This window comes from Microbacterium sp. (genome assembly GCF_031988965.1).
Lineage (GTDB): Bacteria > Actinomycetota > Actinomycetes > Actinomycetales > Microbacteriaceae > Microbacterium.
Genome location: NZ_DALZXX010000033.1, coordinates 1 through 22,820 on the forward strand (window position 1 = coordinate 1; position 22,820 = coordinate 22,820).

Annotated in this window: 23 protein-coding genes and 1 pseudogene; 7 read left to right on the plus strand and 17 right to left on the minus strand. The window is 69.1% G+C overall.

All coding sequences use genetic code 11. The features are described from left to right. The 8 genes and pseudogenes from RTM68_RS08410 to RTM68_RS08445 form a co-directional block, all read right to left on the minus strand. Positions 1–310 (minus strand): annotated as a pseudogene (locus RTM68_RS08410) (ATP-dependent DNA ligase); the annotation flags it as partial. 77 nt (positions 311–387) lie between these two features. Beyond that, complete coding sequence (locus tag RTM68_RS08415) at positions 388–1,158, minus strand: enoyl-CoA hydratase/isomerase family protein (RefSeq protein ID WP_312169999.1); 771 nt, start codon at positions 1,156–1,158, stop codon at positions 388–390. Between the two features lie 10 nt (positions 1,159–1,168). Next, positions 1,169–2,347: a 1,2-phenylacetyl-CoA epoxidase subunit PaaE gene (paaE, locus tag RTM68_RS08420; RefSeq protein WP_312170001.1), complete on the minus strand. Its 1,179-nt coding sequence runs from the start codon at positions 2,345–2,347 to the stop codon at positions 1,169–1,171. Beyond that, positions 2,347–2,853 carry a 1,2-phenylacetyl-CoA epoxidase subunit PaaD gene (gene paaD, locus RTM68_RS08425; RefSeq protein WP_312170003.1) on the minus strand — a complete coding sequence of 169 codons (507 nt, stop codon included), beginning with the start codon at positions 2,851–2,853 and terminating at the stop codon, positions 2,347–2,349. The genes paaE and paaD overlap by 1 nt, the downstream gene beginning before the upstream one ends. After that, a complete protein-coding gene (gene paaC / locus RTM68_RS08430; RefSeq protein ID WP_396654211.1) occupies positions 2,847–3,689 on the minus strand; it encodes a 1,2-phenylacetyl-CoA epoxidase subunit PaaC in 843 nt (280 codons plus the stop codon). Before paaC ends, paaD begins: the two co-directional genes overlap by 7 nt. Then, entirely contained in the window at positions 3,686–3,991 is a 306-nt protein-coding gene (gene paaB / locus RTM68_RS08435; RefSeq protein ID WP_056308954.1) for a 1,2-phenylacetyl-CoA epoxidase subunit PaaB, read from the minus strand. Before paaB ends, paaC begins: the two co-directional genes overlap by 4 nt. Further along, positions 3,991–4,983: a 1,2-phenylacetyl-CoA epoxidase subunit PaaA gene (paaA, locus tag RTM68_RS08440; protein WP_312170005.1), complete on the minus strand. Its 993-nt coding sequence runs from the start codon at positions 4,981–4,983 to the stop codon at positions 3,991–3,993. Before paaA ends, paaB begins: the two co-directional genes overlap by 1 nt. Before the next feature lie 88 nt (positions 4,984–5,071). After that, the gene (locus RTM68_RS08445) at positions 5,072–5,491 is read right to left on the minus strand and encodes a pilus assembly protein CpaE (protein WP_312170006.1); all 420 of its coding nucleotides are present in this window, start codon (positions 5,489–5,491) and stop codon (positions 5,072–5,074) included. A 94-nt stretch (positions 5,492–5,585) separates the two neighbouring features. On the opposite strand from RTM68_RS08445, the gene RTM68_RS08450 reads away from it, so the two are divergent. Beyond that, positions 5,586–7,709 carry a RecQ family ATP-dependent DNA helicase gene (locus tag RTM68_RS08450; RefSeq protein ID WP_312170007.1) on the plus strand — a complete coding sequence of 708 codons (2,124 nt, stop codon included), beginning with the start codon at positions 5,586–5,588 and terminating at the stop codon, positions 7,707–7,709. A gap of 21 nt (positions 7,710–7,730) precedes the next feature. On the opposite strand, the gene RTM68_RS08455 is transcribed toward RTM68_RS08450, so the two are convergent. Genes RTM68_RS08455 through paaK form a run of 3 tightly spaced genes read right to left on the minus strand, consistent with a single transcriptional unit; the run spans position 7,731 to position 9,921 of the window. Then, the gene (locus tag RTM68_RS08455) at positions 7,731–8,078 is read right to left on the minus strand and encodes a DUF86 domain-containing protein (protein WP_396654212.1); all 348 of its coding nucleotides are present in this window, start codon (positions 8,076–8,078) and stop codon (positions 7,731–7,733) included. Beyond that, the gene (locus RTM68_RS08460; protein WP_312170011.1) at positions 8,075–8,569 is read right to left on the minus strand and encodes a helix-turn-helix domain-containing protein; all 495 of its coding nucleotides are present in this window, start codon (positions 8,567–8,569) and stop codon (positions 8,075–8,077) included. Before RTM68_RS08460 ends, RTM68_RS08455 begins: the two co-directional genes overlap by 4 nt. 50 nt (positions 8,570–8,619) lie before the next feature. Continuing rightward, entirely contained in the window at positions 8,620–9,921 is a 1,302-nt protein-coding gene (gene paaK, locus RTM68_RS08465; protein ID WP_312170013.1) for a phenylacetate--CoA ligase PaaK, read from the minus strand. 185 nt (positions 9,922–10,106) lie between these two features. On the opposite strand from paaK, the gene RTM68_RS08470 reads away from it, so the two are divergent. Continuing rightward, positions 10,107–11,519, plus strand: coding sequence for an aldehyde dehydrogenase family protein (locus RTM68_RS08470; protein WP_312170014.1), 1,413 nt, complete (start codon positions 10,107–10,109; stop codon positions 11,517–11,519). A gap of 85 nt (positions 11,520–11,604) precedes the next feature. On the opposite strand, the gene paaI is transcribed toward RTM68_RS08470, so the two are convergent. From paaI to RTM68_RS08495, 5 genes are read right to left on the minus strand one after another with little or no spacing between them, the layout of a single operon-like run. Then, positions 11,605–11,997 carry a hydroxyphenylacetyl-CoA thioesterase PaaI gene (gene paaI / locus RTM68_RS08475; protein WP_312170016.1) on the minus strand — a complete coding sequence of 131 codons (393 nt, stop codon included), beginning with the start codon at positions 11,995–11,997 and terminating at the stop codon, positions 11,605–11,607. Next, positions 11,994–14,075: a phenylacetic acid degradation bifunctional protein PaaZ gene (gene paaZ / locus RTM68_RS08480; protein WP_312170018.1), complete on the minus strand. Its 2,082-nt coding sequence runs from the start codon at positions 14,073–14,075 to the stop codon at positions 11,994–11,996. The genes paaI and paaZ overlap by 4 nt, the downstream gene beginning before the upstream one ends. Continuing rightward, on the minus strand, positions 14,072–15,004 hold the full coding sequence (locus tag RTM68_RS08485) for a 3-hydroxyacyl-CoA dehydrogenase family protein (RefSeq protein ID WP_312170019.1): 933 nt from the start codon (positions 15,002–15,004) through the stop codon (positions 14,072–14,074). Before RTM68_RS08485 ends, paaZ begins: the two co-directional genes overlap by 4 nt. After that, on the minus strand, positions 15,001–15,732 hold the full coding sequence (locus RTM68_RS08490) for an enoyl-CoA hydratase/isomerase family protein (protein WP_312170021.1): 732 nt from the start codon (positions 15,730–15,732) through the stop codon (positions 15,001–15,003). Before RTM68_RS08490 ends, RTM68_RS08485 begins: the two co-directional genes overlap by 4 nt. Beyond that, positions 15,729–16,916 (minus strand): acetyl-CoA C-acyltransferase, encoded by a 1,188-nt coding sequence (locus RTM68_RS08495; protein WP_312170022.1) that lies wholly within the window; start codon positions 16,914–16,916, stop codon positions 15,729–15,731. The genes RTM68_RS08490 and RTM68_RS08495 overlap by 4 nt, the downstream gene beginning before the upstream one ends. Before the next feature lie 111 nt (positions 16,917–17,027). On the opposite strand from RTM68_RS08495, the gene RTM68_RS08500 reads away from it, so the two are divergent. The 3 genes from RTM68_RS08500 (at position 17,028) to RTM68_RS08510 (ending at position 20,385) form a co-directional block, all read left to right on the plus strand. Further along, entirely contained in the window at positions 17,028–17,639 is a 612-nt protein-coding gene (locus tag RTM68_RS08500) for a TetR/AcrR family transcriptional regulator (protein WP_312170024.1), read from the plus strand. 64 nt (positions 17,640–17,703) lie between these two features. Further along, a complete protein-coding gene (locus RTM68_RS08505; protein WP_312170026.1) occupies positions 17,704–18,708 on the plus strand; it encodes a helix-turn-helix domain-containing protein in 1,005 nt (334 codons plus the stop codon). Positions 18,709–18,852: 144 nt separating this feature from the next. Continuing rightward, positions 18,853–20,385, plus strand: a complete 1,533-nt coding sequence (locus RTM68_RS08510; protein WP_312170028.1) for a GMC family oxidoreductase N-terminal domain-containing protein — start codon at positions 18,853–18,855, stop codon at positions 20,383–20,385. A gap of 15 nt (positions 20,386–20,400) precedes the next feature. Here the strand turns inward: RTM68_RS08510 and RTM68_RS08515 are convergent, their stop codons facing one another. Next, entirely contained in the window at positions 20,401–21,237 is an 837-nt protein-coding gene (locus tag RTM68_RS08515; RefSeq protein ID WP_312170030.1) for an IclR family transcriptional regulator, read from the minus strand. A 90-nt stretch (positions 21,238–21,327) separates the two neighbouring features. Here RTM68_RS08515 and dhaK point away from each other — a divergent pair, with 90 nt between their 5' ends. Further along, positions 21,328–22,320, plus strand: a complete 993-nt coding sequence (gene dhaK / locus RTM68_RS08520; RefSeq protein WP_312170033.1) for a dihydroxyacetone kinase subunit DhaK — start codon at positions 21,328–21,330, stop codon at positions 22,318–22,320. Continuing rightward, positions 22,317–22,820: dihydroxyacetone kinase subunit DhaL (dhaL, locus tag RTM68_RS08525; RefSeq protein WP_312170035.1), on the plus strand; the 504-nt coding region annotated here is incomplete at its 3' end. The genes dhaK and dhaL, both read left to right, overlap by 4 nt.

The window sequence follows — 22,820 nt, forward strand, 5'->3', positions numbered from 1 at the left end:
CGGAGAGCAGTTCGGTCCGGGCGGCTGCAGACCCCGAGCCCGACGCGCTGGCCAGCGCCTCGAAAGCCCCGTCGACGTCGCCGATCGTCAGCGAGGGTTCATCGGCGTGCGTCACCTCGAGGGCGGAGATCCCGCGCCAGCCCACACCCAGGCGCCCCTGACGCGGCGTCGCGAGGAGCAGACCGACGAGGGCGGGGACGTCGTCCGCGTCCGCGCGAGCGAGCAAGCGCGAGAGCGCATCGATCTTGGCCAGGCGCGATGCGGTCGCGGTGACCTCTTCAGCGGTGGAGACGAGCTCCGAGAGCAACATGGATGCAGTCTCGCACCGGCATCCGACATCGTCGACAGGCTTGCATTCGCCCTTCCCGCCGCAGTAGGCAGGTCGGTTCAGCGCCCGCGGAACTCGGGCTTCCGCTTCTCCTGGAACGCCGCGAAGCCCTCGCGGTAGTCGTCGGTGTCGCAGAGTGCGGCCTGCGCGGCGTTCTCGATCTCGATCGAGTCCCACAGTGCGAGCCGCTCGTCGCGGATGCGAGCGACCAGCTGCTTGCTCGCGAGGAAGGCCGCGGTCGCTCCTCGCGCCGCGCTCGCCGCGGCATCCGTCGTCGTCTGCAGCACCGCGTCGTCTGGGAGCACTCGGGAGAACAGCCCCGATGCCACGGCCTCGGCACCGCTCATCACGCGCCCGGTGTAGATGAGGTCGAGGGTCTTGTGCGCCCCGAGCCGGTCGACGAAGAGCGCATGACCGCCGGAGTCGAGCGTGGCGCCCAGCGCGGCGAACGGCGAGCCGATCTTCGCCGACTCCGCGACGTACACGACATCGGTGGCGATGAGCAGCCCGAGGCCGACCCCCAGACAGGCACCGTGCGCGACCGCGAACGTCGGCGCGGGGAAGCGCGACATCCGCTGCAGCAGCGGCGTGACGAGGCCCCCGAGATAGCCGATGACGTCATCGTCGCGCGGATCGACCGCCGAGATGTCGCGACCGGCGCAGAACGCCCGGCCCTCGCCTCGGAGCACGAGCGCACGAACTCCTGCGGCATCGGCCTCGTCATACGCTCGGCCGAGATCGCGGAGCGCCTGCTCGTCGAGCGAGTTCAGCTTCGTCGGGGCGTTCAGGACGACCGTCGCGACGTCGTCCTCGATGGTGAGATCGATCATCGGGTGCTCCTCAGACGTCGTAGTCGACCACGATGCGGTCGCTCGTCGAGTGCGACTGGCAGGTCAGCACGTAGCCGCGCTCGAGCTCATCGGGCTCGAGGGCGTAGTTCTCGGTCATCGTCACGCTGCCTTCGATGACACGGGCGCGGCAGGTGCCGCAGACGCCGCCCGCACACGCGAACGGGGCGTCCGGGCGCACCCGCAGTGCGGCGTTCAGCACCGACTCGTGTGCGTCGACCGGACTCTCGACGGTCGACGAGACACCGTCGAGGTTCACCTCGATGCGGATCGTCTTCTCGCCGGCGCGCACCTCGACGGGACGCGCCGCACGCACCGGCTCGTCGCCGGTCGTGAAGAGCTCGAACCTGATGTGCTCGCGAGGAACGCCGACGTCGGCGAGCACCTCGCGGCAGAGGTCGACGAGAGACAACGGCCCGCACAGGAACCATTCGTCGACGTCAGCCGGGTCGATGAGCATCCCCAGGATCGTGCGGAGCTTCTCCTCGTCGATGCGCCCGGACAGCACCGGGGCCGTGCGCTGCTCGCGCGAGAGCACGTGGTGCAGCGTCAGCCTGGTGGGATAGCGGTCCTTGAGGTCGGCGAGGTCCTCGAGGAACATCACGTCGAGCGTCGAGCGGTTCGTGTACAGGAGCGTGAAGCGCGAGGTGTCGGATCGCGTCAGCACGGTGTGCGCGAGAGCCATGAGCGGTGTGATGCCCGAGCCTGCGGCGATGCCGACGACGTGGCGCTGATCGAGGTCGTCGAGGTCCGAGGTGAACGTGCCCTGCGGGCTCATCACATCGATCTCGAATCCCGGGTGCAGGCCCGTCTGCGCCCACGTGGAGAAGAGCCCGCCTTCGTCGCGCTTCACGGCGACGCTGAGGCGGGTCGGAACGCCCGCGGCGATCTGCGCGTCCGTGCGATGCTCGGGTGCGCGGCACAGCGAGTACGACCGGCGCACCTCGGCGCCCTCGAGAGTCGTCCGCAGTGCGACGTACTGGCCAGGGAGGTGGTCGTAGTCATCGGCCAGCTCGGCGGGGACCGTGAAGGTCACCTCGACCGAGTCGTCGGTGAGCGGCCGCACCTCCTCGACGGCGAGAGTGTGGAAGCGCGCGCGCTTCTTCGTTCCCGACGCGGCGGGTCGTGGAGTGGCCACCGACGCGGGGCCGGACAGGGCGAACAGCGACATCAGTGCACCTTGAAGTGGTCGAAGGGCTCGAGGCAGGCGCGGCACTCGAACAGTGCCTTGCACGAGGTGGATCCGAAGCGCGAGACCTCGTGGGTGTCGAGCGAGCCGCACCGGGGGCAGCGCACGCTGATGGCCAGTCGGATCGGGCCGGAGGAGACCGCCGAGCGCCCGCTGGGAGGGGCGATGCCGTACTCCGACAGCTTTCGCTTGCCGGCATCCGACATCCAATCCGTCGTCCAGGCAGGGGAGAGCACGAGTCGCACCTCGACCTGTGCGTATCCGGCCGCGGTGAGCGCCAGGATCACGTCGTCGCGGATAGTGTCCATCGCCGGACATCCGCTGTAGGTCGGGGTGATGTCGACCGAGACCACGTCGCCCTCGACCGAGACGGCGCGGAGCACGCCGAGGTCCTCGATCGTGAGCACGGGCACTTCGGGGTCGGCCACAGCCGCGGCGATCCGCCACGCGGCGGCCTGGGACTCGGTCTGCAGAGTGTCGGTCACCATGATGCCCCCGGATGGCGCCTGGCGAGCACCTGCATCTCGGCGAGCAGGTGGCCGAGCGGTGTCGCATGCGCACCGTGTCGCCCTCCGGCGGAGGACGCCGAGACTGCGGGCGTCGTCAGCTCCGCCTCCGCGAACACCGTGTCGACGACCGCGTCGAAACCGGGGCGCAGTGTCGACGGTCGCACCGCCGCGTCGCCGAGGCGGTCGATCAGCGGCTCGTCGCGGAAGAGCTCGTCGACATATGGCCAGACATCGCCGAGCGCGCGGATGATCCGCCGGCGCGACTCGTCGGTGCCGCCCCCGAGACGCAGCACCCACTGCACCGCGTGGTCGCGGTGGTAGTCGACCTCTTTGAGGGACTTCGCGGCGATCGCCGCGAAGGTCGCGTCGGTACTCGCTCGCAGCGCGGAGTAGAGCTCGAACATGTAGGTCGACACGACGAACTGCCGTGCGATCGTCTGCGCGAAGTCGCCGTTGGGCTGCTCGACGATCCAGGCGCTGCGGAACTCCGGCTCATCGCGGAAGTACGCCAGATCGTCTTCGGACCGCCCGTCGTACGAGCCTGCGTAGTGCAGGAACGAGCGCGCATGGCCGAGCAGGTCGAGCGCGATGTTGCCGAGCGCGACGTCCTCTTCGAGCTCCGGCGCGCGGGAGATCCACTCGCCGAGCTGCTGCGAGAGGATCAGGGCGTCGTCGCCGAGCCACAGCGCATACTCGGCGATGTCGGCGGATGCCGCGGCGGAGCCGGTTCCGGTGAGCTCCTCGCTCAGCCGCAGCTCGTCGACCGAGACGTCACCGTGCAGGTCGCCGTGCAGGTCTGCGTGGATGTCGTTCACAGGTGCGGCACCCCTTCAGAAGCCGTGTAGTACACGGCATGCCGGTAGTTCTTGCCCGCCGGACTCTCGAAGTACGCGCCTTTCGCGTCCGGGTCGCTGGTGGTGATCGCGTCGGCGGGCACGGCCCAGATCGACACGCCCTCACCGCGGCGGGTGTACAGGTCGCGGGCGTTGCGGATCGCCATGTCGGCATCCGGAGCGTGCAGAGATCCGACATGCACATGGCTCAGACCGCGGTTCGCGCGGACGAAGACCTCCCAGAGGGGCCAGGGCTCGCGCTCATCGGCGCCGGGCGTCGCCATCACGCCACTGCCTTCGTCTTGAGCGCCCGCTTGCGGGCGTACTCGGCCGCGGCCTCGCGCACCCAGGCGCCGTCCTCGTGCGCCGTGCGGCGACGCTCGAGGCGCTCCGCGTTGCAGGGGCCGTTGCCGCGCACGACCTCGAAGAACTCATCCCAGTCGATCTCGCCGATCACGTACTGCCCCGTGGCCTCGTCGAAGCGCAGGTCGGGGTCGGGAAGGGTCACGCCGAGGATCTCGGCCTGCGGCACGAGCATCCCGACGAAGCGCTGACGCAGCTCGTCGTTGCTGAAACGCTTGATCTTCCACTTCATCGACTGGGCGGAGTTGGGGGACTGGTCATCCGGCGGCCCGAACATGGCCAGGCTCGGCCAGTACCAGCGGTTCACGGCATCCTGCGCCATCTGCCTCTGCTCGTCGGAGCCCTGCATCAGCGAGAGCAGGATCTCGAAGCCCTGGCGCTGGTGGAACGACTCCTCTTTGCAGACACGCACCATCGCGCGGCCGTAGGGTCCGTAGGATGCCCGGCACAGCGGCACCTGGTTGCAGATCGCAGCACCGTCGACGAGCCACCCGATCGCGCCCATGTCTGCCCACGTGGGGGTGGGGTAGTTGAAGATCGACGAATACTTGGCCTTGCCGCTGATGAGCTGGTCCATCATCTCGTCACGCGTGATCCCGAGGGTCTGCGCCGCGGAATACAGGTAGAGCCCGTGCCCCGCTTCGTCCTGCACCTTGGCCATCAGGATCGCCTTGCGTTTGAGGCTCGGCGCCCGGGTGATCCAGTTGCCCTCCGGCTGCATGCCGATGATCTCGGAGTGCGCGTGCTGCGAGATCTGCCTGATCAGCGTCTTGCGATACGCCTCGGGCATCCAGTCGCGGGGCTCGATGCGCTGCTCGTTCGCGATCAGCTCGTCGAACAGTCGCTCATCGTCGGAGAGCTGGTCGTCAGCGGCCGCGCCGTCGACGAGGGAGAGATCTGCGGGGCTGGTCATCATCGACTCCTCGGTGTCCGTCCGGCTTTACTGACCGGTCGTTAGGTAATTCTGACACGGAGGTCGTCGGGAAGCAAGCAGCCGATCGTCAGCGGGAGCGCGAGACGAGGTCGAGAAGTGCGCGACCGTAGGCCTCGGAGGGATCCGGATGCTCGAAGCGCAGCGTCTCTCCGGCGATCTCGACCTCGACCACGAACGCATCGGAGACGCGGGTGAGGGCGCGGAACGTGCCGCGAAGCAGCTCGCGCAGCTGGTCCTCGCGGGGGAGCCAGACCGCATCGGCGAGGGTGACGGCGTCGAGAGCCCACTCGGTCGTGCCGTTGAATGCCAGGTCCGTGCCGCTGGGGGTCTGGCGTGCCTCGATCGTCATCGCGCTGACCGTGAACACGTCGGCCTCGGCGTCGAGTTCGACCTCGTTCGGAAGATCGAGCTGGAACCGGTCACCCTCGGCGGGGTGCCACACGAGACCCGCGTCGCGCAGGGATACGGCCAGTTCTCGCGTGATCATCTCTCCACGGTAGACGACGTGGTCGGAGGTGGGCGCGGATCCGCCTGTGGATGAACGGCCACCGGGTGTCGGCGGCCTGGGGCAGAGTGGAGGCATGACTTCCCCCGACTCTGTCGACACCCGCACCGCTGCGCTCTCGGCGCTCCGCGAGCTGGTCGGCCGTCCTGACGTCGACTTCCACGACGGCCAGTACGAGGCGATCGAGGCTCTCGTCGAGGGTCGTCGTCGCGCGCTCGTGGTGCAGCGCACGGGATGGGGTAAATCGGCCGTGTACTTCGTCGCGACGCTGCTGTTACGACGGCAGGGGGCCGGCCCCACCGTGCTCGTCTCGCCGCTGCTCGCGCTGATGCGCGACCAGATCGCCGCGGCCGAACGAGCGGGTGTGCGCGCCGTCGCGATCAACTCGACCAACGCGCATGAGTGGTCCGAGGTGATGGAGCAGCTCGACAGAGACGAGGTCGACGTGCTGCTCGTGTCGCCCGAGCGACTCAACAATCCTGCGTTCCGCGAGCAGCAGCTGCCGGCGCTCGTGCGGCGGATCGGGATGCTGGTGGTCGATGAGGCGCACTGCATCAGCGACTGGGGGCACGACTTCCGCCCCGACTACCGACGGCTGCGCGATCTGATCGAGCAGATGCCGCCTCAGGTGCCGGTGCTCGCCACCACGGCGACAGCGAACAGCAGAGTGGTGGCGGATGTCGCGGAGCAGCTCGGGACAGGCGGCACGGATGCCTCCGGTGACCAGCCCGAGGTGCTCACGATCCGGGGGCCGCTCGCTCGCACCTCGCTGCGACTCGGAGTGCTGCGGCTGCGTGATTCTGCGAGCCGGTTGGCGTGGTTGCTGAGTCACATCGACGACCTCCCCGGCTCCGGCATCATCTACACACTCACCGTCGCCGCCGCGGTCGACACGGCGCGGCTGCTTCGCGAGCATGGCCACGAGGTGCGCGCCTACACGGGGCAGACCGACACCGACGAGCGCGCCGAGTCCGAGGGGATGCTGAAGCGCAACGAGGTCAAGGCGCTCGTCGCCACCAGCGCGCTCGGCATGGGGTTCGACAAGCCCGATCTCGGCTTCGTGCTGCACCTCGGAGCACCCTCATCGCCTGTGGCCTACTACCAGCAGGTCGGTCGTGCCGGTCGTGCGAGCGAGAGCGCCGACGTCCTGCTGCTGCCCGGCGTCGAAGATCGCGACATCTGGCACTACTTCGCGACCGCGTCGATGCCCGACCGCGAGCGGGCCGAGCGCGTGATCGGGGCGCTCGGGGATCAGCCGATCTCGACGCCGGCGCTCGAGGCGATGGTCGACATCCGGCGCACTCCGCTCGAGTTGCTGCTCAAAGTGCTCGACGTCGACGGAGCGGTGCGCCGTGTGCAGGGCGGATGGGTCGCGACCGGACAGCCGTGGACGTACGACGCCGAGCGCTATGAGCGCATCGCGGCGGAGCGCCGTGCCGAGCAGCAGCACATGATCGACTACGAGCAGACGGACGGATGCCGCATGGAGTTCCTCCAGCGGTCCCTCGACGACGCGACGGCGGCGCCCTGTGGCCGATGCGACAGCTGCGCGGGAGTGTGGTTCCCCCGCGAGATCGGGGAGTCCGCGACCACGCAGGCGGCGGAGTCGCTGGACAGGGTGGGCGTCCCGATCGAACCGCGCAAGGCGTGGCCGACCGGTGCCGACCGGCTCGACGTCCCGGTCAGGGGGCGCATCCCGGCCGGAGAGCAGGCAGGAGAAGGGCGCGCGCTCGCGCGACTCACCGATCTCGGCTGGGGAGGCACCCTGCGTGAGCTCTTCGCGGCAGGGGCGGCCGATGCTGCGGTGACTCCGCAGGTCCTCGGTGGCTGCGTTCGGGTGCTCGCCGGCTGGAAGTGGGACGAGCGCCCGGTCGCCGTGGTCGCGATGCCGTCGCGGTCGCATCCGCTGCTCGTCGACTCTCTCGCCCGCGGCATCGCCGAGATCGGACGCCTGCCCTACGTGGGCGCACTCGATCTCGTGAACGGCGGACCCACGGGGCAGCCCGGAGGCAACAGCGTCTTCCGTCTCGCGGGGCTGTGGGATCGGTTCAGTGCGCAGGGCCTCGACATCCCCGAGGGGCCTGTGCTCCTCGTCGATGACATGGCTGACAGTCGGTGGACCCTGACGGTCGCCGCGCGCACGCTCCGTCAGGCCGGCGCCACGGAGGTGCTTCCGTTCGTGCTCGCGCTCCGCGGCTGACGTCGGTGTCAGAAACCTCCGTCAGCGCGTCGTCGATGCGTCCATCTCTCTCGACTTCATCCGCTGAACAGCTGCGGCAAGTAGCGGTATGTCGGTCCGCGCTGTCGTCATGACGATGGCATGGGTCGTGTCGAAGTATCGGTGCGCGAGGTAGTCGCGCATTCCGGCGATCTCTGCCCAGGGGATGCCGGGCTCCGTCGCAGTCGCGGCTTCACTGAGATCCTTGACGGCCTCACCGATCTCGATGAGCCGCGCTCGGATCGCGTCGAAGACGATCTCGTCATCGCTGTCCATCCGTCTCTCGTAACGACCGATCGCGTCACAGGCGACCTCGATGTCCTGAAGCCTCTCGATCGTGTGTCGGCTCACAACGTGACGGCTTCACGTTCGACCGCTTCTGCCACCGCGGGTTTGAGGCCGTCGGAGGGGACGAGGTCGACCGGTCGGCCGAGTACCTTCTCGGCCTCTCGCCGCATCCGCAGCAGATCGAACACGCCGACGGTCGGCGCGATGTCGACAGCCAGATCGATGTCGCTCGATGCGCTCTCGTCGCCGCGAGCAACGCTGCCGAAGAGACGGATGCGCTGCACCCCGAGCGGCAGGAGCGCGCGTCGGAGTTCACCCGACAGCGCGATCACTCGGTCGCGCGCGCTCTGCTCCTCCTGCGTGCGCGGGGTGACCTCGACGACCAGCCCAGCGGCCGAGATCAGCCGGTCGACTGCGTCGAAAGACGGCTCGCGCCTGCCGTTCTCATATTCGCTGACGACGCTCTGTGTCATGCCCGCCAGCCCGGCCAGAGCGGACTGCGTCAGTCCGCTCTGGCGGCGGGCGTAGCGGATCAGCTCAGCAGCGCGGCTCATTGATCGATGATATCGCCTTTCCGCGATATCGCGTAGAGGCGATGATCCTCTCAGCGCAGGTCGTACACGCGCTTGTACTTGCCCTCGCTTCGGGGGAGGGTGCCGGGCTCCTCGACCGTGACGTCGACGCTGGTGCCGATGTGCATCTTGATGCGGTGGTGGAGAACCGCGGCGGCGGCATCGCATTCCTCGGCGCTCAGCGACGGGTGCCGCTCGATGCGCACCGTCATGGTGTCGAGCTGCGCGACATGATGCAGCTCGAGCACGAAGTGGGGCGTCAGCGTCTCGATCCCCATCACGAGCTCCTCGATCTGCGTGGGGAACAGGTTCACGCCGCGCAGGATGATCATGTCGTCGTTGCGTCCGGTGATCTTCTCCATCCTCCTCAGCGCGGGGTAGGTGGTCCCCGGCAGCAGGCGTGTGAGGTCGCGGGTGCGGTAGCGGATGACGGGGAACGCCTCCTTGGTGAGCGAGGTGAAGACCAGCTCGCCGAGTTCGCCGTCCGCCAGTCGTGCTCCGGTGTCGCCGTCGATGATCTCTGGGAGGAAATGGTCCTCCCAGATGTGTGGTCCGTCCTTCGTGAGCACGCTCTCGCTCGCGACGCCGGGACCCATCACCTCGCTGAGCCCGTAGATGTCGACCGCGTCGATGTGCAGTCGTCGCTCGATCTCTCGCCGCATCTCGTTCGTCCAGGGCTCCGCGCCGAGCACCGCCACCCGCAGCGATGTCGTCGTCGGGTCGATCCCTGCCGCCTCCATCGCGTCCGCGATCGTGAGCAGATAGCTGGGGGTGCACAGGATGGCATCCGGCTCGAAGTCGGTGATCAGCTGCACCTGCCGCGCCGTCTGGCCGCCGGACACGGGGATCACGGTGGCACCCAGGCGCTCGATACCCGCGTGCGCGCCGAGTCCGCCCGTGAAGAGTCCATAGCCGTACGCGTTGTGCACCTTCATCCCGGCGCGGATGCCCGCTGCGTGCAGCGACCTCGCGATCAGGTCGCTCCAGCGGTCGAGGTCGCCCTCCGTGTACCCGACCACGGTCGGACGCCCCGTCGTACCGGAAGACGCGTGCACGCGCCGGACGTCGGCCATGGGAACCGCGAACATCCCGAACGGGTAGCTCTCGCGCAGGTCGGCCTTCGTGGTGAACGGAAGCTTCTGCACGTCGTCGAGGGTGCGGATGTCGTCGGGGTGCACGCCGTGCTCGTCGAACTTGCGGCGATAGGTCGGCACGTTCTCGTACGCATGGTGGACCGTCCACTGCAGGCGCTCGAGCTGGAGCCGAGCGAGTGCCTCCGCGGAGTGCAGTTCGGTCTCGGCGCCGAACTCGGGGCGGGCGTCAGTCATGGTCATCGTCGACTCCTTCGTCGCAAGGTGGGGCTTTTCCATCAGATCGCGGATGGCGAGGGCTCGATCTGCCGAAGGCGTACGACCCTGTGCAGGGTGCGCACGAACGGTCGTCGGCGCTGTACCGGCCCGCGCTCGCGATCGTAGGCTCCGGATACCGGACAGAGCAGTCCGCGATCAAGGAGGATGCTGTGACCACGACCACGACGACGATCCTGGAGTCCATCACCGCGCCGGAGGGCGGCGGTCGCCCCATCCCGGATGCGGCGACGCGCGAAGTGATCGGACATGCGCCCGTTCATACGGTCGATGACCTTAACCGCGCCATCGTGAATGCCCGCTCCGCCCAGCCTGCGTGGGCTGCTCTCGGGCACGCCGAGCGCAGTCTCATCCTCACCGCGATCGCCGACGACCTCGATGCGAACGCCGAAGAGCTGGCCGTGCTGCTCTCGCGGGAGCAGGGCAAGCCGCTGAACGGGCCGAACGCCCGCTTCGAGGTCGGTGCATGCTCCGCCTGGACGCGCACCGCCGCCGACACGCCTCTCGAACCGGAGGTCGTCTTCGAGGCCGGCGACTCGCGCGCAGAGGTCCACTACGACCCGCTCGGTGTCGTCGGAGCCATCGGACCGTGGAACTGGCCGATGATGATCACGGTGTGGCAGATCGCCCCCTCGCTGCGCATGGGCAACACGGTGGTGGTCAAACCCAGCGAGTACACGCCCCTGTCGGTGCTCGCGCTCGCTGCGATCTACAACCGGCACCTGCCCGAAGATGTGCTGACCGTGATCTCGGGAGACCGCGAAGTGGGCGCGGCCATCGCGGCTCACCCCGACCTCGACAAGATCATGTTCACCGGGTCGACGGCCACGGGCCGCAGGATCGTCGAGGCGTCCGCGAACAGTCTCGCCAGACTGACCCTCGAGCTCGGCGGCAACGACGCCGGCATCATCCTTCCGGGAACCGATGTCGCGGCGATCGCCGAGAACCTGTTCTGGGGGATCTTCATCAACACCGGACAGACGTGCGCGGCACTCAAGCGGCTCTACGTGCACGACTCGCAGTACGACGAGGTCGTGGACGCGCTCGCGAAGCTGGCCGACGCCATGCCGCTCGGCAACGGGCTCGACGAGGCGAACGTCCTCGGCCCGCTCCAGAACGAGAAGCAGTTCGACATCGTGGCCCGACTCGTCGAAGACGCCAGAGAGCGCGGTGCGCGGATCGTCACCGGTGGAGAGCCCGCGCCCGAGCACGGACCGCTCTTCTACCGCACGACGGTCGTCGCCGACATCGACGACGGAACCGCCCTCGTCGACGAGGAGCAGTTCGGCCCGGTCATCCCGGTCATCCGGTACTCGGATGTCGACGATGCCGTGCGTCGCGCGAACGACTCGACCCAGGGTCTGGGGGCGTCGGTCTGGTCGGACGACCCGGATGCCGCGAGCGAGGTCGCCCGCCGTGTGCAGGCCGGCACCGTATGGATCAACCAGCACGGCGCGATCAACCCGCACGTGCCGTTCGGCGGCATCAAGGCCAGCGGCTACGGCCAGGAGTTCGGGGTGGCGGGGCTCAAGGCGGTCGCGGCTCCCAAGGTCATCCAGCGCTGAGGGCGGACCGCAGGGCGGGATCAGGCCGGGGCCGGAATCGTGAACACTCCGATTCCGGCCCTCACCATGCAGGGGCCGCACGATCTCACCCCTCCTGTGATCGGTTCGTCGTGAGCGAGCGGCCGCGCACCTCGGCGACGACGTCACCGGACTCGTCGGTCACCGAGACGTCGTAGAGGCCGTTGCGCCCGCTCACGACCCGGCGCACAGCCCGCGCCGTCAGACGCTGGCCTGCAGCCGTGGACTTCAGGAACGTGATGTCCGCGCCGCCGGCGACCGTGACCCGTTCGTCCTCGTTGCAGGCGATCGCGAAGGCCGTGTCGGCGAGCGTGAACACCAGACCGCCGTGCGTGATCGCGAAGCCGTTCAGCATGTCGTCCCGCACCGTCATCGAGACCACCGCCTCTCCCGGCTCATCGAGCTCGACGACCATGCCGAGCATCGCCGAGGCGGCGTCGCGCTGCATCATCGGTCTCATGCGGCCACACCCTCGGGCGTCTGCTGCTTGTTCACCAACGTGAGCACGTCGTAGGTCGCCACGAGCTCTTCGCTCTGGTTGCGGATCACGGCGTCCCAGCGCACCTCGCCGTACTCGTCGGTCTCGCGCGGGGTGATCTGCTTGGCCGTGAGCTCGACGCGGATCGTGTCACCGGGGGACACAGGGGTGATGAACCGCAGGTTCTCCAGGCCGTAGTTCGCGAGCACCGGCCCGGGCTCAGGGTCGACGAACAGACCGGCCGCCCACGACACGAGCAGGTATCCGTGCGCCACCCGGCCGGGAAAGAACGGGTTCGCGGCGGCGGCGGCCTCGTCCATGTGCGCATAGAACGTGTCGCCCGTGAAGTGCGCGAACGTCTCGATGTCGGCGAGTGTGACCTCGCGCGATGCCGAGACGATCTGGTCGCCGATCCGCAGCTCCGCGAGCGACTTGCGGAAGGGGTGCCGGCCGTCGCTGTGCGCCGCAGCGCCCGCGTGCCACACGCCGGTCAGCGCTGTGAGCATCTCGGGCGAGCCCTGCACCGCGGTGCGCTGCATGTGATGGAGCACGGCGCGGATGCCGCCGAGCTCCTCGCCGCCGCCTGCCCGGCCGGGACCGCCGTGCACGAGGTTGGGCAACGGCGAGCCATGACCGGTCGACGATCGCGCATCGTCGCGGTCGAGCAGCAGCATCCGGCCGTTGAACGGAGCGATGCGCGTGGCCAGCTCCACCGCCTGCGCGGGATCGTGTGTCGCGATGCTGGTGACGAGCGATCCGCCGCCCCGAGCGACGAGCGCTGCGGCGTCGGCGGTGGTGTCGTAGGTGAGAAGCGACGACACCGGACCGAAGGCCTCGATCGAGTGCGCCGCCTCGCTCTGCGCGTCGTCGAAGCGCAGCAGCAGGGGGGAGACGAACGCGCCGTCGGGGGAGAGGCCGGTGCTGCCGTCGGAGAGCCGCACCTCAGGCGCATCCGTCGTTCCGACGACGATCCGTCCTCCCGCCGTCTGCAGCCTGCCGACCTGACGCAGCACCTCGTCGCGCTGCGCGGTCGACGCGAGGGGGCCCATCGTCACGCCCTCGGCGCGCGGGTCGCCCAGCACCGTCTTGTCGGCGATGCGCGCCTGCACAGCGGAGATCACGGCATCCGCAGACCCGGTGGGGACGATCGCCCGGCGGATCGCGGTGCACTTCTGCCCGGCCTTGGTGGTCATCTCGGTGACGAGCTGGCGTACGTACGCGTCGAACTCGGGCGTGCCCTCGACCGCGTCGGTGCCGAGCACCGAGGCATTGATCGAATCGGTCTCGGCCGTGAACCGCACCCCGCCGGTCTGCACCGCCGGGTGGGCCTTGAGGCTCTCCGCCGTCGACGCGCTGCCGGTGAAGCCGACGATGTCGCCGAGTCGAAGATGCTCGAACAGGTCGGGAACGCTGCCGCTGACCAGCTGCAGAGAGCCCTCGGGAAGCAGCCCGGACTCGACGAGGATGCGCACCATGGCCTCGGCCAGATAGCCCGTGGGAGTTGCGGGCTTCACGAGCGTCGGCATGCCGGCGAGGAACGCCGGCGCGAACTTCTCGAGCGATCCCCACACCGGGAAGTTGAACGCGTTGATCTGCACGGCCACGCCGGGGAGCGTGGTGTAGACGTGGCGGCCGAGGAACGACCCGTCCTTCGAGAGCGGCTCGACCGGGCCGTCGACGTGCACGCGGCTGTTCGGCAGCTCGCGCCGCCCTTTGCCCGAGTAGGAGAACAGCACCCCGATCCCGCCGTCGATGTCGACCCACGAATCGTTCTTCGTCGCACCGGTGCGTGCGGACAGCGCATACAGCTCGTCCTTGCGCGCGGTGAGGGCGAGGGCGAACTGCTTGAGCAGCACCCCTCGCTGGTGGAATGTCAGCGCGCCGAGGCTCCGCTGTCCGACCGTGCGCGCGTGCTCCAGGGCCCCCGCGAGATCCAAGCCCTCGGTGGAGACGAGAGTGACGACGTCCCCGGTGGACGCATCCCGCACCTCGGCGGACCGCGTGGGCGACGACGGCGTCCACCACGCGCCCTGGACATAGCTCGGCAGATACTCGGTCATCTCTCCTCGTTCCATGTGTAGAACCCTTCGCCGCTTTTGCGGCCGAGCTTTCCTTCGGCGACCATGCGCCGCAGCAGCTCCGGCGGAGCGAAGCGCTCGCCCAGTGCGCGCTCCAGCTCCTCGGCGATGCCGAGCCGCACGTCGAGCCCGACGATGTCGGTGGTGCGCAGCGGACCCACCGGATGCCGGTATCCGAGTGTCATCGCCGCATCGATGTCGGCCGCGCTCGCAACGCCCTCTTCGAGCATCCGGATCGCCTCCATGCCGAGCATCACGCCCAGTCGTGAGGAGGCGAAGCCGGGGGAGTCGCTGACAACGATCGGCGTCTTGCCGAGCGCGGTCACCCAGCCTGCCGCGCTCTCGACGATCGACGGATCGGTCGCCGCGCCGTGCACGATCTCGACGAGGCTCGACGCGGGCACGGGGTTGAAGAAATGAAGACCGAGGAATCGCTCGGGGCGCAGGCGGCCCGCGGCCAGCGTGTCGATCGAGATCGACGAGGTGTTGCTCGCCAGCGTCGCGTCTTCGGGCAGCGCCGCCTCGGCTCTGGCGAGGGCGCGCTCCTTGAGCTCGCGGTCCTCGGGCACCGCCTCGATCGCGAGGTCGACCGCGGCGAACACCGCGATGGCGCTTCCTGTGGTGAGACGGCCGGCGATCTCCGCTTCGTCCAGGGAGGAATCGCGTTCGACGGAGCGGCGGATGCTGTCGCGGACGCGTGTCAGGGCTGCGTCCGCGCTCGCCGCATCGCGCTCGACCACGCTGACGTGCGAGCCGGCGAGCAGGAACGCGTGGGCGATCCCGGCTCCCATACGCCCTCCGCCGAGCACTCCGACGTTCGCCGGCGCGTGGTCGGGGCGTTTCGTCCCGCTCCGCTCGCTCAACGACCGGGGAGGGTGTGCGCTCGACGACCGGAGTTCGGTCTCGCTCATCGGTTCTTCCTCTCGAGGAATGCGGTCATGCGGCGGTGCTTCTCGGGCGACTCGAACAGCTCGGCCTGCAGCTCGAGCTCGATCGCCGGATGCTGCGCGCGTGGGGTGCGCAGTGCGCGTTTCGTGTGCTGCGTCGCCATCGGGTCGTTCGCCGCGATGCGGTCGGCGATCGCGTGCGCGGCCGCGAGCAGTTCCTCGGCCGGATGCAGTGACGAGACCAGCCCCCAGTTCAGCGCCTCCTCGGCGTCGAGCGCTCGTCCGGTGAGCAGCAGATCGCTCGCCCGCGCGTCGCCGACGATCTCGGGCAGGCGCCACGTCGCGCCCGCGGCGGCGATGATGCCGAGTCCCGTCTCCGGGTTCCCGATGCGCAGAGACGGCGTCGCGATGCGGATGTCGGCCGCGTAGGCGAGTTCGGCGCCGCCGCCGAGTGCATAGCCGTCGATCGCCGCGATCACCGGCATCGGCAGTTCGCGCACGCGGATGAAGGCCATCGCGTTGATGCCGCGCCTGGCGTCGTCCGCAGTGCGGTCGCGCAGCTGGGCGATGTCGGCTCCGGCGGCGAAGACGCCGTCGGAGCCGGTGACGATGAGCGTCCGCGGCGAGGCCTCGAGCACGGCGCACAGCTCATGCAGCGCGTCGATGGTCTCCTGGTCGATCGCGTTGCGCTTCTCGGGGCGGTCGAGCGTGGCGACGACCCGGTCGTTCTGCTCCTCGATGTGCAGGGTCACGGGAGACGCTCCACGATCATCGCCGTGCCCTGCCCGACGCCGACGCACATCGTGGCGAGGCCGTATCGCGCTCCCTCGCGTTCGAGTCGGCCCAGCAGTGTGACGATGAGCCGTGACCCGCTCGAACCGAGCGGGTGGCCGAGCGCGATGGCTCCGCCGTCGGCGTTGACGATCGCCGGATCGAGTCCCAGGCGGCGGATGCAGGCGAGGGACTGCGATGCGAAGGCCTCGTTCAGCTCGACGGCTCCGAGATCGGAGACCTGCAGATCCGCCTTCGCGAGCGCTTTCTGCGTGGCGGGCACCGGACCGAGGCCCATGATCTCGGGGGCGAGAGCAGCGGTCGCCGACGCGACGATCCGCGCGCGAGGCCGCAGGCCATGCCGATCGACGGCCTCTGCACTCGCCACGACGATCGCGGAGGAGCCGTCGTTGAGAGAACTGGAGTTGCCCGCGGTCACGACCTCGCCGCCGGCGACCACGGCGCGCAGCGTCGCGAGCGCGTCGAGGGTGGTGTCCCGTCGTGGCCCCTCGTCCGTGTCGACGATTCCGCGGCTCGTCTCGACCGTGACGATCTCGTCGGCGAACCGACCGGCATCGATCGCGGCGATGGCCCGCTGGTGGCTCTGGAGGGCGAACGCGTCGGCATCCGTGCGGCTGATCCCGTCGACGCGCGCGACCTCCTCTGCCGTCTCGGGCATCGAGAAGGTGGCCTTGTCGCGGGCGCTCAGGCGAGGATTCGTGAAGCGCCAGCCGATCGAGGTGTCGAAGGCGGCGCCGGGCTTGGCCCACGCCCGTTCGGGCTTCGCCTGCACCCAGGGCGCCCTGGTCATCGACTCGACGCCGCCGGCGACGATGAGGTCGGCGTCGCCGGCGCGCACGGCGTTCGCGGCGAGTGCGATCGCAGACATTCCGGAGGCGCAGAGGCGGTTGACCGTCAGTCCGGGGATCGAATCGGGGAGGCCCGCGAGCAGCACCGCCATGCGCGCCACGTTGCGGTTGTCCTCTCCGGCCTGGTTCGCCGCCCCGAGGATGACCTCGTCGATCGCCTCCACCGGGATGGTGGACCTGCGGACCGTCTCGCCCACCACGAGGGCGGCGAGGTCATCGGGGCGGACGGACGCGAGAGCGCCTCCGTACCGGCCGACGGGGGTGCGGACGCCATCGACGAGATAGGCCTCGGACATCGTCATCCTCTCGATCACCAACGCTGGCGATAATTTCAGACCGATCGGTCAGGAATACGATCTCAGATCGCAGAGCGAATGGCAACTCACCGGGAATGACAGACTTGGCCCATGGCGCAGCCCCGATCCGATGCGCCGGCCCCCAAGCGCGGCCGGCCAGGTTATGACCGTGAGCAGGTGCTCGCGGTCGCCGTGAAGGTGTTCAACGAGCAGGGCTACGACGCGACGAGTGTCGCAGACCTCAGCGCGACGCTGGGGCTCACCAAGTCCGCGCTCTACCACCACTTCGAATCGAAGTCCGCGATCCTCGAACTCGCGCTGAACGACGCCCTCGACGCGCTCGAGGCCGTCGTGGACGATGCGACGGCGCGGCATCCGCTCGCCTCCGACCGCCTGCGATCGATCATCCGCGGCGCGGTGCGCGTGCTCACCGAGAAGCTCCCGTCGGTGACGCTGCTGCTGCGGGTGCGTGGCAACGGAGAGGTCGAGACCGCGGCGCTCGTGCGTCGTCGCGCGTTCGACCAGCGCGTGACCGCGATCGTCACCGAGGCGCAGACCGAGGGACTGATCCGCGACGACGTGGATGCCGCCGTCGCGACGAGGCTCATCTTCGGCATGATCAACTCGGTCGTCGAGTGGTACCGGCCCGGTGGCCCGGTCGACCCCGACGAACTGGGCGAGGACATCCTCCGGGTGAGCCTGGACGGACTGCAGTCGCGCTGAGCCGATCCCGCGCCGATGTATTGCGCGTATGCTGTCCGACACGCGATGAGGCGAGGAGTGACCAATGGACGATCGCGCACCCGATGCGGTCGCTGGCAGAGTCGTCGTCGACTGTGGTGCGGTGCCCTCCGCCGAGCGGTTCGACATGTGGACGGATGCCGTGAACCGCAGCTTCGTGCCGCTGCGGGCCTGGTCGTCCGAACGGGCCGAGCGGTCGGGGTTCCAGGGCAAGCTCGTCGCGCAGCCGGTCGGGCCGCTGTCGGTCTCGAGCGTCGCGGGATCGGCGGTGCGCGTGAGTCGCACGAGAGCGGAGATCGCCCGAGACGACCCCGGCCACATCAAACTCGGTGTGCAGCTGCAGGGGCGCAGCCTGATCGGCCAGGACGGTCGAGAGGCGATCCTGACGCCCGGCGACTTCGCGGTCTACGACACCACGAGGCCGTACGCGCTCGACTTCGACGGCCCGTTCCGCATGCTCGTGGTGATGTTCCCCCTCGAGACGCTGCGCATCGATCGGGCACGACTGCGCGCCCTCACCGCCTCGCGGTTCTCCGGGCGCGAGGGCGTCGGGGCGATCGCGTCGTCGATGCTGCGCGCCTATGACACGACGCTCGAGAACGGCACGCTGCAGAATCGGATGCCGTTGTCGGACGCTGTGCTCGACATGCTCACCGCCGCGCTGGGCGAGCGGCTCGAACTGGAGCTGGACGGCGGCGAGGAGGTCGGCCGACGCGCTCTGCTCACGCGGATCGAGCTGTACATCGCCGAGCACCTCGGCGATGCCGAGCTCACCGTCACGGAGATCGCGACGGCCCACCACATCTCGGTGCGCTATCTGCAGAAGCTGTTCGAGGGCAAGAACGACACCGTCAGCGCGTGGATCCGGCACCGTCGGCTCGACGCGACGAGGCGCGACCTGAGCAACCCGACGCAGAGCGCTCAGCAGATCTCCTCGATCGGCGCGCGGTGGGGCTTCACCGATGCCACCGCGTTCACCCGAGCTTTCCGCACCCGGTTCGGCGTCACCCCCAGCGAGTACCGCGCGCAGACGCTCACCGTCGCGCACTGAGTCCGCGGCATCCTCGAGCGCGGCCACGCATCCGTGCGCATCCGGCACACTGCTGTTCGCCGGGGGCCGGTCCCGGGCGCCGCGAAAGGTCGATCCTGATCTGAGAGCAGACGAAGACGTCTGTCGTTCAGAGAGGAACGAGTGATGACCGAGCTCACAGAAGTGGCCGACTACGTCGTGATCGGTGCGGGATCCGCGGGAAGTGCGATCGCGCGCCGGCTCGTGGACGCGGGGCACAGCGTGCACGTGATCGAAGCGGGCTCCGTCGACAGCGATCCGAACATCCACTCACCGCAGGGATGGCCCGGGCTGCTGATGTCGCCGAACGACTGGGCTGTCATGACCACCCCGCAGGAGCATCTCGGCGGTCGGGTCCTCTACTGGCCCCGAGGCAAGACCCTCGGCGGGTCGAGCTCGCTGAACGGCATGATCTACATGCGCGGCGACCGCCGCGATTACGACGGCTGGGCCGCGCAGGGTGCGACGGGCTGGTCGTGGGAAGAGGTGCTTCCGTACTTCCGCAAGTCCGAGGACCATGCCGACGGCGCGGACGAGTTCCACGGCGCCGGTGGCCCGCTGCACGTCGAGCGGATTCCCGACGGCGCGCGCCATCCGCTCGCGGCGGCATTCGTGGAGGCGTCGGTGGCCAGCGGCATCCCGCGTACGGAGGACTTCAACCGGGAGAGCCTCGACGGTGCCGGCTTCAACCACACGACCACCAAGGACGGCAAGCGCGCATCGGCCTGGCAGTCCTTCGTGGCGCCGATTCTCGGGCATGAGGCGTTGGCGGTGACCACGAACGCGCTGGTCGACCGGATCGTCGTCGAGAAGGGGAGGGCCGTCGGAGTCGAGTACGAGGTCGACGGAGTCCGTCATCTCGCGAAAGCACGGCGCGAGATCGTGCTGTCCGGCGGGGCGATCGGGTCACCCGCTGTGCTCCTGCGCTCGGGGATCGGGCCGCGGGGCGACCTGGAGCAGCTGGGCATCGAGGTCGTCGCCGATGTGCCCGGTGTCGGGGAGAACCTGCACGACCATCTGCTGGTCAGCGTGCTGTACGACTCCCTCGACGCGGTGGCCCCACCGCAGTGGAACCTGCTCGAGAGCCAGCTGTATGCGCGCTCCCGCGTCGTGAGCGACTCCGATGCACCCGACCTGCAGCCGCTCTTCATCCACGTGCCCTACCCGACCGACGGGGGAGCCGCACCCGAGCAGGGCTACACGATCACCGCGGGGATCGTGCGGCCGCACTCACGAGGCAGCGTGCGTCTGGCCTCCGCCGAGCCGTCCGTCGCACCTCTCGTCGATCCGAACGTGTTCGCCGATGAGCGCGATCTCGAGGCGATGGTCGACGCGATCGAACTCGTCAGGGAGATCGGCGGTCGTGACGAGTTCGCGCCCTTCCGTGCGTCGGAGTTCGCTCCGGGCGAGAAGGTCACGACCCGCGACGAGCTGCGCGATTTCGCCCGCCGGACTGTCGGGACCTATCACCACCAGGTGGGCACCTGCCGGATGGGCGTCGACGACCTCGCGGTCGTCGATCCGCAGCTTCGAGTACGGGGCGTCGCAGGGCTCCGGGTCGCGGACGCGTCGGTGATGCCGTTCGTGCCGAGTGCCAACACGAATGCGCCCTCGATCATGATCGGCGAGCGTGCGGCTGATCTGCTGCTGGCCGAGTAGGTCTGTCGTCGGCGTTCAGTCGTCGGCGGGGGCGACGCGCGGCGGCCAGGACGTCGCGCCGAGCTCCCGCGAGATGTTGCGCGCCGTCTCGCGCAGCGCGTTGAGCACGGCGTCGGATGCCGGCGTCTGCGACGTCGGCATCACGACCGCCACCGCCGCGACGATGTCGTTCGAGGCGTCGGCCACGGGCGCGGCGATCGACGATTCGCCGAGCACGGCCTCGTCGGTCTCCGAGGCGCTGCCGCGTTCGGCGATCGCGGGCAGTTCGAGTGTGAGCCGGGCGACGTCGGTGATCGTGTCGCCTGTGAGGCTGCGCAGCGGCCGCTCGAAGACGGTGCGTTGGAAGCCGAGATCGTGCGCGAGCAGGACCTTGCCCATCGCCGAGGCGTGTGCGGGGATCGCGACGCCGGTCTCGAGCATCTGCTGGCTGTTGTCGGGGCGCAGGTCGTGGTGGATGACGAGCACCTCGTGGAAGTGCGGGGCACCGAGACGCACCGGCAGGTTCGTGCGACGCGCGAGCTCCTGCGTCCACCGCATGGCCCGAGCCCGCACGTCGAGCGTATCGAGGTACACGTTGCTGAGCCGGAGCAGCGTCGGACCGAGCATGTAGCGCTGCCCGCCGCGCTCCTTCGCGACCAGCCCGTGCTCGCGCAGGGATTTGACGATGCCGTGCACGGTCGACGGGGGAAGGCCGAGCGCGAGCGAGAGATCGGTGATGCCGAGATGGCGTGCGCCCTGCAGCAGTTCGAGCACTTTCGCGGCGCGATCGATGGCCTGGATCACGATGGCCTCCTCCTCCGGGTCGACGTCGAGCCGGGCAGTCGCGTCGGTCGTCTGAGTGGACCTTGACAACTCGACTGCGCCCGAGCATATTCGACATTGACGAATAACTTTCCAATTTTGCGAAAGATCGCCACCGCAGAGATCAAGGGAGATCGAACGATGAAGAAGCTCATCAACAACCCCGCCGATGTGCTGGTCGAATCGCTGCGGGGCGTGGCCCTCGCGCATCCGGAACTGTCGGTGGACTTCGAGAACCACGTCATCACGCGCGCGACGCCGAAAGACGCGGGCAAGGTCGCGGTGGTCTCCGGCGGTGGGTCCGGGCACGAGCCGCTGCACGGCGGCTATGTGGGCGTCGGGATGCTGGATGCCGCCGTCGCGGGCGAGGTCTTCACCTCGCCGACTCCCGACCGCGTGCAGGCCGCGACCAAGTCCGTCGACCGCGGCGCAGGCGTTCTCCACATCGTCAAGAACTACACCGGTGACGTGTTGAACTTCGAGATGGCCGCCGAGCTCGCCTCGATGGAGGGCATCGAGGTCGGCACCGTCATCGTCGACGACGATGTCGCGGTGCAGGACTCGCTCTACACCGCCGGACGCCGAGGCGTCGGGCTCACGGTCCTGCTCGAGAAGCTCGTCGGAGCTGCTGCGGAGGAGGGGCAGGATCTCGCAGCCGTCGTGGAGCTCGCGAAGCGGATCAACGGTCAGGGGCGCTCGATGGGCATGGCGCTCACGAGCTGCACGGTTCCCGCCGCGGGCAAGCCCACGTTCGATCTGCCGGAAGATCAGATGGAGATCGGCATCGGCATCCACGGCGAGCCGGGTCGTCACCGTGAACCGCTGGCGCCGGCATCCGAGATCGCCCGTCAGCTCGTGGAGCCGATCCTCGCCGACCTCGACATGTCGGGTCCGGCGATCGTCATGCTGAACGGCATGGGCGGATCGCCCCTGATCGAGCTGTACCTCATGTACGGCGAGGTGGCCGCGCTGCTCGAGAAGGCCGGAGTGCAGATCGCACGCAACCTGGTCGGCGACTACATCACGTCGCTCGACATGGCCGGCTGCTCGCTCACGGTGCTGAAGGCCGACGACGAGCTGCTGCGGCTCTGGGACGCACCGGTCAACACTCCCGGCCTGCGGTGGGGAGCATGATGGCGAGCATCGACACCGCAGCACTCGTCGACTGGATCCACCGTTTCCGTGACGCCGTGACCGAGAAGCGGGACTGGCTGACCGAGCTCGACTCGGCGATCGGTGACGCCGATCACGGGGCGAACATGGCCCGAGGGATGGACGCGGTCGTAGCGAAGCTCGATGCGGGCGCGCCGGCCACCGTCGATGAACTGCTGAAGGCCGTCGGGATGACTCTGGTGAGTTCGGTCGGCGGCGCGAGCGGTCCGCTGTACGGGACTCTGTTCCTGCGCATGGGGATGGCGGCCGGGCCGGTCACGGAGCTGGATGCCACCGCGCTCGCTGCATCGTTGCGAGCAGGACTCGACGGCATCGTCGCTCGCGGCAAGGCCGAAGCAGGCGACAAGACCATGTTCGACGCGATGGCGCCGGCGGTCGATGCGCTCGACGCGGCCATCGCCGGGGGTGCTGGCCTCGGCGCGGCGACTCAGTCGGCAGCTCAGGCGGCGGCTGACGGCCGC